At 68.6% G+C, this 10,968-nt stretch carries 8 protein-coding genes and 2 pseudogenes; 2 read left to right on the top strand and 8 right to left on the bottom strand.

Going from position 1 to position 10,968, the window contains the following annotated elements; translation table 11 throughout:
- Nucleotides 1-204: 204 nt before the first annotated feature.
- From ACWC94_RS37625 to ACWC94_RS37615, 3 genes and pseudogenes are all read right to left on the bottom strand, one after another.
- Nucleotides 205-854 (bottom strand): annotated as a pseudogene (locus ACWC94_RS37625) (SDR family NAD(P)-dependent oxidoreductase); the annotation flags it as partial.
- Between the two features lie 295 nt (nt 855-1,149).
- Nucleotides 1,150-1,278, bottom strand: coding sequence for a hypothetical protein (locus ACWC94_RS37620; RefSeq protein ID WP_267911787.1), 129 nt, complete (start codon nt 1,276-1,278; stop codon nt 1,150-1,152).
- A pseudogene (locus ACWC94_RS37615) lies at nt 1,275-2,413 on the bottom strand (PucR family transcriptional regulator). The gene ACWC94_RS37620 and the pseudogene ACWC94_RS37615 overlap by 4 nt, the downstream one beginning before the upstream one ends.
- A gap of 87 nt (nt 2,414-2,500) precedes the next feature.
- Here ACWC94_RS37615 and ACWC94_RS37610 point away from each other — a divergent pair.
- Nucleotides 2,501-3,556, top strand: coding sequence for a ferredoxin reductase (locus tag ACWC94_RS37610; RefSeq protein WP_450801789.1), 1,056 nt, complete (start codon nt 2,501-2,503; stop codon nt 3,554-3,556).
- Between the two features lie 7 nt (nt 3,557-3,563).
- Nucleotides 3,564-4,682, top strand: coding sequence for a fatty acid desaturase family protein (locus ACWC94_RS37605; RefSeq protein WP_450801788.1), 1,119 nt, complete (start codon nt 3,564-3,566; stop codon nt 4,680-4,682).
- 324 nt (nt 4,683-5,006) lie between these two features.
- Here ACWC94_RS37605 and ACWC94_RS37600 read toward each other — a convergent pair whose 3' ends face one another.
- The 5 genes from ACWC94_RS37600 to kdpA all read right to left on the bottom strand — a co-directional run bounded on the left by ACWC94_RS37600 (nt 5,007) and on the right by kdpA (nt 10,964).
- Complete coding sequence (locus ACWC94_RS37600; RefSeq protein ID WP_450801787.1) at nt 5,007-5,402, bottom strand: hypothetical protein; 396 nt, start codon at nt 5,400-5,402, stop codon at nt 5,007-5,009.
- Nucleotides 5,403-5,756: 354 nt separating this feature from the next.
- On the bottom strand, nt 5,757-6,440 hold the full coding sequence (locus ACWC94_RS37595; protein WP_450801786.1) for a response regulator: 684 nt from the start codon (nt 6,438-6,440) through the stop codon (nt 5,757-5,759).
- A gap of 92 nt (nt 6,441-6,532) precedes the next feature.
- Nucleotides 6,533-7,165, bottom strand: coding sequence for a potassium-transporting ATPase subunit C (locus ACWC94_RS37590; RefSeq protein ID WP_450801785.1), 633 nt, complete (start codon nt 7,163-7,165; stop codon nt 6,533-6,535).
- A gap of 5 nt (nt 7,166-7,170) precedes the next feature.
- Nucleotides 7,171-9,303 carry a potassium-transporting ATPase subunit KdpB gene (gene kdpB / locus ACWC94_RS37585; RefSeq protein ID WP_450801784.1) on the bottom strand — a complete coding sequence of 711 codons (2,133 nt, stop codon included), beginning with the start codon at nt 9,301-9,303 and terminating at the stop codon, nt 7,171-7,173.
- Nucleotides 9,300-10,964 carry a potassium-transporting ATPase subunit KdpA gene (kdpA, locus tag ACWC94_RS37580; protein WP_450801783.1) on the bottom strand — a complete coding sequence of 555 codons (1,665 nt, stop codon included), beginning with the start codon at nt 10,962-10,964 and terminating at the stop codon, nt 9,300-9,302. Before kdpA ends, kdpB begins: the two co-directional genes overlap by 4 nt.
- Nucleotides 10,965-10,968 lie beyond the last annotated feature (4 nt).

Raw genomic sequence — 10,968 nt, 5'->3', positions numbered from 1 at the left:
CGCGTCCGCGTCATCCTCGTCCATGGCGACCACCTACCCGCCTGGGGGCTCTACGGCCGCTTCCGCCCTGGGAAACCACTCCCCGGGCAGTGCACTGAAGCCGTGCACGGCACGAGGGCCCATGCAGGTACTTACCGGGGTCCTACCGAGCCTCGTGGCTTGTCTGTCGGGCACCCTCTGGACGCCTCCCGGCCCCGTTGCAGTTCAGGTCTCGGGCCTGACCGACGTCCAGTCGGCACGGCCACCCGCCCCGAGGACTTCGACATCGGCATTGAGGCTCGTCGGTCGGTCCCTCCCGCAGTTCGCGCCGGGTGATGCGGCCGACCACGAACGGGAAGACCGGCCGCAAGGGCTGGCACCAGCGCAGCCACGGGGGCGCGTAGATGCTCCGGACGCGGTGTGTGATGCCGGTGGCGGAGCCAGTCGGCCACCTGCGCCGGACTGTGGACCCGCCGAGCGAAGGACGGCTGGTGCCGGCGGAGGGCTTTCAGCACCGGGTGCTCGTCCATTCCGGCGATCAAGTCGGTGCCGGTCCAGTGCAGATTGGCGATGCCGACGGCGACCCCCTCCGGGGCGACCCCACCCCGTAGGACCAAGGCGAAGGACTCCGCACCTGTTTTGGACGCGCAGTACGCGCTCATCATCGGAGCGGAGCAGCCGAACGCTGCGGTCGAGGCGATCTGGAGGAAGTAACCTCCGGTCCGCGTGAGTTGGGGAAGGAAGGCCCTGGCGGTGTTCGCCGCCCCGACCAGGTTGACGTCGACGACGCGTCGCCACAGCTCGGCCTCGGTGCGGGTGAAGGGCCCGCCGACGGCGATGCCGGCGCTGGCCACCACGACACCGACCGCTCCGAGCCGCTCGTGGGACCGCGTCTCCTTCTCACGACCGAGCAGTGACGGAAAACCCGAGGTCAGATCCCATTTCCTGGCCCATCGCCATGCATGTGGGTGCCCGTAGAGTCAAACGGGCGTCACGGCCGACCGTCCGCCCTTTCAACCCGGTCGCTCCAGCCTTCGCCAACACCCTGCTCGACGCGACCGGCGTCCTCCTCGGCCAACTTCCGCTCAGTCGCGACCGGGTGTGGCTGGTCGTGCGAGACGCGGGCCTGACGGATCCGCAGGTGGGCGACTCGTGGTGGAACGCTCCCTGTCAGCCGACCTGCTGCACCTTGATCGCGTCGCTCACCCGAACCGTCCCGGCTGCAAGGACGTCCAGGTAGACACCGAGCACGATGCCGGGATCCGCCGGGAGTTCATGGACGGTCGAAGTACGCGTCAACTGGCTCGAAGACCGACCGCCAGCGTCAGTTCAAGGACCCGGTGGGGCGATGCGAGATCCGGAAACAGCTCCCGCAGCTGCGACATCCGGTACCGGACGGTCTGGGGATGGACGAACAACGCCGCCGCCACCTCGTCCCGCCTGCCCTGGTGCAGCAGCCACGCCCGCAGCGTCTCCTCCAGCCGCCGTGCGGTCGCGACAGGCAAGGTGCGCAACGGTGCGAGGGCTCGGGCACGCAGGTCTGCGAACGCGTCCACGTCGGCGCTCAGCACCAGCTCGGGCAGGTGGTCCTCGGTGTCGCGGATATCAGAGGAGAGGGAGCGCGCGCGTGCGGCTCGTGCGTACGAGGATGACGCACGAGTCCATGGCCGGGCCGGGCGACCACGGCGGTGCGGTCGGTCAGCTGCCGCAAGAGATGTGATCGGTCGGAATCGGGGACGAGCAGCACACCGGTGGCGTCCGGCAGATCGTCGAGGACGAGGGTGCTCGGGTCGAGTGTGCGGTAGGCGGGCCGGGCCTGGGCGGCGGGCAGCAGGACCGCCGTCAGCGTAACCGGAGGCTGCCATCCGGCCCGTTGAGCAGAGGCCAGCAGCACGTCCGGGCTCGCGCCGGCGAGAAGGTCGCGGGCCAGGTGTTCCAGGTGGCGCTCGTGGGCCCTGCCCCGGGCGGCCAGTTCGTCGGCGTGGCCCGCGGCGCTCGCGGCGGAGAGCTCGTCGATGTAGGCGAAGGTCAGCTCGGCGAACTTGGCGACCTCGGCGGCGGGCAGACCTGCGGACACGGCGCCCGCTGCCAGGCATCGCCAGGCCACGCGGGCGCCGACGCGGTAGGCGCTGAGCAGGGCGTCCATCGAACGGCCGTCGCGCACCTCGCCTCGGCCCAGCTCGTAGGCCGCGTCACCGCCGTCGCCGCCCGTGGCGTTCCCGCTCGCGAGGTCCAGGTAGTGCCCGAGAGCGGTGCGGACGGCTCGGCGGATGGTGGCGCCCATATGGCCCGTCAGTGCGTTGGCGTAGGGAGGGACCTCGTCGATGATCGCCTGGACGACCTCGTCGGCGGTGGTCTTCAGCGCGGCCCGAAGTGCGGTGACCGTCGTCTCACCCAGGGCCAGTTCGCTGGCCCTCTGGGTTACACGACTCACGTTCTTATTCCCTGCGAACAATTCCACCCACCAGATTCACGTCCTACGGTCAGGACTTTACGCCCTGAGACGCAGCAAGCTGGAGTCATGACGAGTGCAGCCCTTCGCAGCAGGGCGTGGAAACTGCTGGAGATGGTCACGACGCCGCTGCTGCCGTCGGACTACCTCGACCTGGTCAGCCCACTGCGTGCGGGCGCTGACCTGCGTGGGCGCATCGAGGCCGTGCACCCCGAGACGGATGACGCCGCGACTGTCGTGATCAGGCCGGGACGGGGCTGGCGCGGCCACACAGCCGGTCAGTACGTGCGGATCGGGGTCGACGTCGACGGGGTGCGCCTGTGGCGTGCCTACTCCCTCACCTCGCCGACGAACCGCCAGGACGGCCGCGTCACGATCACCGTGAAGGCGATCCCGGACGGCAAGGTCAGCAACCACCTGGTCCGCAGGGTGAAATCGGGCACGTTGATCCAGCTCGACCAGGCGACCGGTGACTTCGTGCTGCCGCCGGCCAAGCCCGCCAAGGTGCTCTACCTGACGGCCGGCAGCGGCATCACGCCCGTGATGGGCATGCTGCGCGAGACCGAGTTCGACGACGTCGTCATGGTCCACTGCGCGCCACGGCCGCAGGACGTGATCTTCCGCAACGAACTGCACGATCTGGTCGCGGACGAGAAGCTGCGGCTCATCGAGGTGCACACCGCCACGGACGGCATGCTCGACATCGCCCGTCTCGACGAACTCGTGCCCGACTGGGCCGAGCGCGAGACCTGGGCTTGCGGGCCCGCGGGCCTGCTCGACGCCGCCGAAGAGCACTGGAGCGGGCACGGCGTCCAAGAGCGCCTGCACACCGAACGCTTCCGCCCCAGCATCGCCGTCGCCGGTGACGGCGGCGAGGTCACGTTCAGCGCCACCGGCAAGACCGTCGACGCGGACGGCGCCACGCCGTTGCTGGACGTCGGCGAGGAGGCCGGCGTGCTCATGCCGTCCGGGTGCCGCATGGGCATCTGCTTCGGCTGCGTCACGCCGCTCAAGGCGGGCGCCGTCCGAGACCTGCGCACCGGCGAGATCACCGAGGCCGAGCCGGGCGTCCTCATCCAGACCTGTGTGTCCGCCGCGGCGGGCCCTTGCGACATCGACCGGTAGGAGCACCTTGACCGCCATCGACCCCACCGCCCACCTGACGGCGGAGCAGATCGAGGAGCTCGGCCACGAGCTGGACGCGATCCGCGACGAAGTGATCGCCGGACGCGGCGAGAAAGACGCCGCCTACATCCGTAGGGTCATCTCGGCGCAGCGCAAGCTCGAGCTGGTCAGCAGGGGCGTGCTGCTGTTCTCGATCTTCCCGCCGGCGTGGCTGCTCGGCACCGCCGGTCTGTCCGTGGCGAAGATCATGGACAACATGGAGATCGGCCACAACATCCTGCACGGCCAGTGGGACTGGATGCGGGACCCGAAGATCCACTCCACCACCTGGGAATGGGATCACGTCTCGCCGGCCGACCAGTGGAAGCACTCTCACAACGAGCTGCACCACACGTACACCAACGTGATCGGCAAGGACAACGACCTCGGCTACGGCATCATGCGCGTCGACGAGGACCAGGAGTGGCACCCGTTCCACCTCGGCCAGCCGCTGTGGAACTTCATCAACGCCTGCTTCTTCGAGTACGGCATCGCAGCGTACGACCTGGAGCTCGGCAAGAACCTGCACAAGCGGCGCCGCAAGAACCCGGAGTTCCGCGCGCGGGCCAAGGCCGTGGGCCGCAAGATCCGCAAGCAGGTGCTCAAGGACTACGTGATCCACCCGCTGCTGTCGGGCCCGTCGTTCCTCCCCACGCTCGCCGCCACGTTCACCGCGAACCTGGTCCGCAACATCTGGTCCCACTCCGTGATCATGTGCGGGCACTTCCCCGAGGGCGTACAGGTCTTCGAGCGCCGGTCGATCAAGGCAGAGACGCGCGGCCAGTGGTACCTGCGCCAGATGATGGGCTCGGCGAACATCAGCGGCAGCAGGGCCATGCACTTCATGACCGGCAACCTGTCGCATCAGATCGAGCACCACCTGTTCCCGGACCTGCCGAGCAACCGGTACGCCGAGGTCGCGGTGAAGGTGCGCGCGCTGTTCGAGAAGTACGAGCTGGAGTACGTCACCGGACCGCTGCCCAAACAGGTGTTCTCGGCGTGGCGCAAGGTCTTCCGGCTCTCGCTGCCGAACAAGAAGCCCGAGGTCAAGACGCCGGACCGTGTGCAGGAGCTCGTCGCCGCCTGATTGTTACAAGCGCCTGGCTCACGAACCCGAGGTCAGGCGCCCTTGTCCGCAGGCTCCAGAATCGCCACGCACTCCACGTGATGCGTCATCGAAGACACGTCAGGAGGCACGGAGAGAGGAAAAAGTAAAGGTCAGAGCGCTCTTGCGGTGTTCGGGGCGGCCAGCGACGTGCTGGAGCGTCACCACGCGGCAGGCTTCTCCGGGGGCAACCCGACAGGCCACCTGCACGAATGGCTGGTCTCAAACGCTCACGTTCGCGCGTGACACCCGGACGCAGGCCGTGCCTCGGACCGGGCCGACATGACGAGCAGCCACTATTCGGAATCAGGGTGCATCTGCACCCACCGGCCGTTGATGAACTTTCATCTCCACACCGTAGAACGGCTGGGGCGGGAGGACCGGCCGCTTGCCGCGGTGTGGCGCTGTCGGCTGCTTGGGGCGGTCGGCGGGCTGCACCTTCGCAGCCCCCGGCTTCATTTTCGCGTCGCGCTTCCGCAACGCTTCGATCTTTTTGAGGAGTTCGGCGCGGCTGATGTCTTTCGGCGCCCGGGTGAGACCGGGCGGAGCCGCCGAACGGGTCGGCGAGCGGTCCGTGGCCGACTGGCAGGCGCGGTGCACCGGCTGTCCGTCCGCAGCGAAGACGAGCTTCTTCCTGGCCACCGGCAGGCGGCATACCGCACAGCGCTTGAGCGCGGGCTTGGGCCTGAACGTGTCGGACACGATCCCCCCGGATGGTGACGCCTTGGTGGGACAGCAGGACAGGCGCGCTGATGACAGCTCGGGGGAGTTCGAGCGAAATGTGAACGCAGCTACAGCGGAAGTGCCCTCCGGCCGCGTCTGCAGGGGCTTGCCGTCGAACGCCTCTCTCACAGGGTGTTCGGTGGTGTCTCGCTCACTCGCCCGATCCTCTCATCCAGCACGGCTGCCTCTGTGACGGGGAGGGTGGGACTGGGCGGGCCTGACCAGGGGTCGCCCTCCCACCGCGGGCCGCCGCCAGGCCGCCCGGGTCGAGGATGTCCATCCAGCCGTAGGACGTCAGCAGGTCGGTGGATCCGGAGCTTGCCGCCTGCCGGGTCATCCTTCGAAGCGGTAGCCCATACCGGGTTCGGTGATCAGGTAGCGGGGGCGGGAGGGGTCCGTCTCCAGCTTGCGGCGCAACTGCGCCATGTACACGCGCAGATAGTTGGTCTTGTTGCTCTGCGAGACGCCCCACACCTCCCGCAGGAGGTGCTTCTGGGTGATCAGCCGGCCGGGGTTGGTCACCAGGATCTCCAGCAGGTGCCACTCGGTCGGGGTGAGCCGTACGTCCCGCCCGTCCCGTACGGCCTTCTTGGCGAGCAGGTCGATGCTGAAATCCACCGTCTCGACCACCGTGGTCTCCGGCACGAGCGGTGTCTCCTCGGTACGGCGGACGGCGGCCCGCAGCCGGGCGAGCAGCTCGTCCATGCTGAACGGCTTGGTGATGTAGTCGTCGGCGCCCGCGTCGAGTGCGGCGACCTTCTCGTCGGACGCCTGGCGGGCGGACAGGACCATGATCGGAACGCGGGTCCAGCCGCGCAGCGCGTTGATGACGTCGATGCCGTCCATGTCGGGCAGGCCGAGGTCGAGCAGGACGACGTCGGGCTGGCGCGCGGCGGCGAGCCGGAGGGCCGTGGTGCCGTCGGGGGCGGCGTCCACGCCGTAGTGACGTGCCTGAAGGTTGATGACGAGGGCCCGCACCATCTGCGGGTCGTCCTCCACCACGAGCACCCTGGTCATGGGTGTGTGCCTCTCCTGTCATGCCTGCGGGAGTCGGCGGTACCGGGGTGTCCCCCGCTGCCGCCGGCTCCCGTGCGGGTCGCGTAAGGCCGTCACTGCCTCGCTGCGAGGTCCCTGAGGGCGATGTTGAGCTCCAGGACGTTCACGCGGGGCTCGCCCATGAAGCCGAGGGTGCGGCCGGTGGTGTGGTCCTCGACCAGCTTCTCCACCTGTGCGAGCGGCAGGTTGTTCCTCGCGGCGACCCGGTGGACCTGGAGTTCGGCGTAGGCCGGTGAGATGTCCGGGTCCAGGCCGGAGCCGGAGGAGGTGACGGCGTCGGCGGGGACCTGGGACGGCTTGACGGTGTACCCGGGTACGGAGTTGTCCTTGACCACCTTGGCCTTCGCCTGCTCGACCGAGTCGACGAGCTTGTCGCTGTCGGCGGACAGGTTGGTGGCGCCGGACAGGATCAGCTTGTACCGCGTGTTGATGCTGTTCGTGCCGAGACCGTCGGCCGGGCGGGGCTGGAAGTACGCGAGGCCGTAACCGTGTTGGCCGATCAGGGAGGAGCCGACGACCCTCCCGTCCGCCTTGGTCTCGGAGCCGTTCGCCTTGTCGTGGAACAGCCCCTGGGCGACGCCGGTGACGACCAGCGGGTAGATGACGCCCGTCACCAGGGTCAGCACGAGCAGTGCCCGCAGGCCCGCCCCCAGCAACCGGGCCGTGTTCACAAAGGAGTTGTTCATGACGATCAGCCGATCCCGGGGATGAAGGAGATGATCACGTCAATGATCTTGATGCCGATGAAGGGCGCGACCAGGCCGCCGATGCCGTAGATCCCGAGGTTGCGCCGCAGCATCTTGTCGGCGCTCATCGGCCGGTAGCGCACGCCCTTCAGGGACAGCGGCACCAGGGCGATGATGACCAGCGCGTTGAAGACGACGGCGGACAGGATCGCGGAGTTCGGCGAGGACAGGTGCATGATGTTCAGCTTGTCCAGGCCCGGGTAGACCGCCGCGAACAGCGCCGGGATGATCGCGAAGTACTTCGCGACGTCGTTGGCGATGGAGAACGTCGTCAACGCACCACGGGTGATGAGCAGTTGCTTGCCGATCTCGACGATCTCGATGAGTTTGGTCGGGTTGGAGTCGAGGTCGACCATGTTGCCGGCCTCCTTGGCGGCCGACGTACCGGTGTTCATCGCGACGCCGACGTCCGCCTGGGCGAGGGCCGGGGCGTCGTTGGTGCCGTCACCGGTCATCGCGACCAGCTTGCCGCCCGCCTGCTCCCGCTTGATGAGGGCCATCTTGTCCTCGGGGGTGGCCTCGGCGAGGAAGTCGTCGACGCCCGCCTCCTCGGCGATCGCCTTCGCGGTCAGCGGGTTGTCACCCGTGATCATGACCGTCTTGATGCCCATGCGGCGCAGCTCCTCGAACCGCTCCCGCATGCCCTCCTTGACGACGTCCTTGAGGTGGATGACACCCAGCACCCGGGCGCCCCTGTCGTCCTGGACGGCGACCAGCAGGGGGGTGCCGCCCTCCTCCGAGATGCGGTTGGCTGTGGCGTCGGCGTCCTTGGCGACGGTGCCGCCCTGCTCCTCGACCCAGGCGATCACCGAGGCGGTGGCGCCCTTGCGGATCCTCCTCCCGTCCACGTCCACACCCGACATGCGGGTCTGGGCGGTGAACTCGATCCACTCGGCGCCGGCCAGCTCGCCCTGGTGGCGCTCGCGCAGCCCGTACTTCTCCTTCGCCAGGACCACGATCGAGCGGCCCTCGGGGGTCTCGTCGGCCAGCGAGGACAGCTGGGCGGCGTCGGCGACCTCGGCCTCGGTGGTGCCCTTGACCGGCACGAACCCGGCGGCCTGCCGGTTGCCGAGGGTGATCGTGCCGGTCTTGTCCAGCAGCAGGGTGGAGACGTCACCGGCGGCCTCGACCGCACGCCCGGACATGGCCAGCACGTTGCGCTGGACCAGGCGGTCCATGCCCGCGATGCCGATCGCGGACAGCAGGGCGCCGATCGTGGTCGGGATCAGGCAGACCAGCAGGGCCACCAGGACGACCATGGTCAGGTGCGTGCCCGCGTAGGTGGCGAACGGCGGCAGCGTGGCGCAGGCCAGCAGGAACACGATGGTCAGCGACGCCAGCAGGATGTTCAGGGCGATCTCGTTGGGCGTCTTCTGCCGGGCCGCGCCCTCGACCAGGTTGATCATCCGGTCGATGAAGGTCTCGCCGGGCTTCGTGGTGATCTTGATGACGATGCGGTCGGAGAGGACCTTCGTCCCGCCCGTGACCGCGCAGCGGTCGCCGCCGGACTCGCGGATGACCGGCGCGGACTCACCCGTGATCGCCGACTCGTCCACCGAGGCGACACCCTCGACGACGTCGCCGTCACCGGGGATGACGTCACCGGCCTCGCAGACCACCAGGTCGCCGATGGTCAGCGCGGTCCCGGGAACCTCCTCCTCGCGGGTGCCGTCCGCGAGGAGCCGGCGGGCGACGGTGTCGGTCTTGGCCTTGCGCAGGGTGTCGGCCTGCGCCTTGCCCCGGCCCTCCGCGACGGCCTCGGCGAGGTTGGCGAAGATGACGGTCAGCCACAGCCAGACGCTGATCGTCCAGCCGAACCAGTCGCCCGGGTCCTTGGCGGAGAAGACGGTGGTCAGGAGGGAGCCGATCCACACCACGAACATCACGGGCGACTTGACCATCACCCGCGGGTCGAGCTTGCGGAAGGCGTCCGGCAGGGACTTGACCAGCGCCTTGGGGTCGAACAGGCCCGCTCCGACACGGCCCTCGGCAGGCTTGTGCCCGGTGGGCGCGTCCCGGTGGGGCGCAAGGGTGGGGGTGGACATGGAGTCCTCTTGCTTCTCGATGTCGGTCGTCATGACGCCAGCCCCTCGGCCAGCGGACCCAGTGCCAGGGCCGGGAAGTAGGTCAGACCGGTGATGATCAGGATCGCGCCCACCAGCAGGCCGGTGAACAGCGGCTTCTCGGTGCGCAGGGTGCCCGCGGTCACCGGCACCGGCGTCTGCTCGGCCAGCGAGCCGGCCAGGGCCAGCACGAACACCATCGGCAGGAAGCGGCCCAGCAGCATCGCGAGCCCGGTCATGGTGTTGAACCAGTCGGTGTTCGCGTTCAGACCGGCGAAGGCCGAACCGTTGTTGTTCGACGCCGAGGTGAAGGCGTACAGCACCTCGGAGAACCCGTGCGCACCGGAGTTGAGCATCGAGTGCGGCGGGGTCGGCAGGGCCATCGAGGCCGCCGTGAACACCAGCACCAGCGCCGGGGTGACCAGGATGTAGCAGGCGGCCAGCTTCATCTCCCGCCCGCCGATCTTCTTGCCCAGGTACTCGGGCGTACGGCCCACCATCAGACCGGCGATGAACACCGCGATCACGGCCATGACCAGCATGCCGTACAGGCCGGAACCGGTGCCGCCGGGCGCGATCTCGCCCAGCATCATGCCGAGCATGGCGATACCGCCGCCGAGGCCGGTGAAGGAGGAGTGGAAGGAGTCCACCGCACCGGTCGAGGTCAGCGTGGTCGAGGTCGCAAAGATCGACGAGGAGCCGACGCCGAAGCGGACCTCCTTGCCCTCCATCGCACCGCCCGCGGCCTGGAGCGCCGGGCCGTGGTGGGCGAACTCGGTCCACATCATCAAGGCGGTGAAGCCCAGCCAGATGGTGAACATCGTGGCGAGGATCGCGTACCCCTGCCTCACGTTGCCGACCATCACGCCGAACGTGCGGGTCAGCGAGAACGGGATCACCAGGATCAGGAAGATCTCGAACAGGTTGGTGAAGGGGGTCGGGTTCTCGAACGGGTGGGCGGAGTTGGCGTTGAAGATGCCGCCGCCGTTGGTGCCCAGCTCCTTGACGGCCTCCGTCGAGGCGACCGCACCGCCGTTCCACTGCTGCGAGCCGCCCATGAACTGGCCGACCTCGTGGATCCCGGAGAAGTTCTGGATCGCACCGCACGCCACCAGCACCACCGCGGCGATCGCGGCGCCCGGCACCAGGATCCGCAGCGTTCCCCGGACCAAATCGGCCCAGAAGTTGCCCAGTTCACCGGTGCGCGAGCGCGCGAACCCACGCACCAACGCCACCGCGACGGCGATACCCACCGCGGCGGAGACGAAGTTCTGCACGGCCAGACCGGCGACCTGGACGACATGCCCGATGGTCTGCTCGCCGTAGTACGACTGCCAGTTGGTGTTGGTCACGAACGAGACGGCCGTGTTGAACGACTGCGCCGGATCGACCGAGGAGAAGCCGAGCGAGCCGGGCAGCACACCCTGCAGCCGCTGCAGCAGGTAGAGGAAGAGGACGCCGACCGCCGAGAAGGCCAGCACCCCGCGCAGATACGCGGGCCAGGTCATCTCGGCGTCGGGGTCGGCACCGATGGCCCGGTAGATCCACTTCTCGACCCGCAGATGCTCCTTCGAGGCATAGACCTTGGCCATGTAGGTGCCAAGCGGGATGTAGGCGAGCGCCAGTGCGCCTATCAGGGCGAGCAACTGGAGAAGGCCTGCAACTTCTGGACTCATGTCT

Source organism: Streptomyces sp. NPDC001135 (assembly GCF_053598395.1).
Note: the sequence above shows the minus strand (reverse complement) of the source record. Positions and strands in the feature narration are given on the sequence as shown.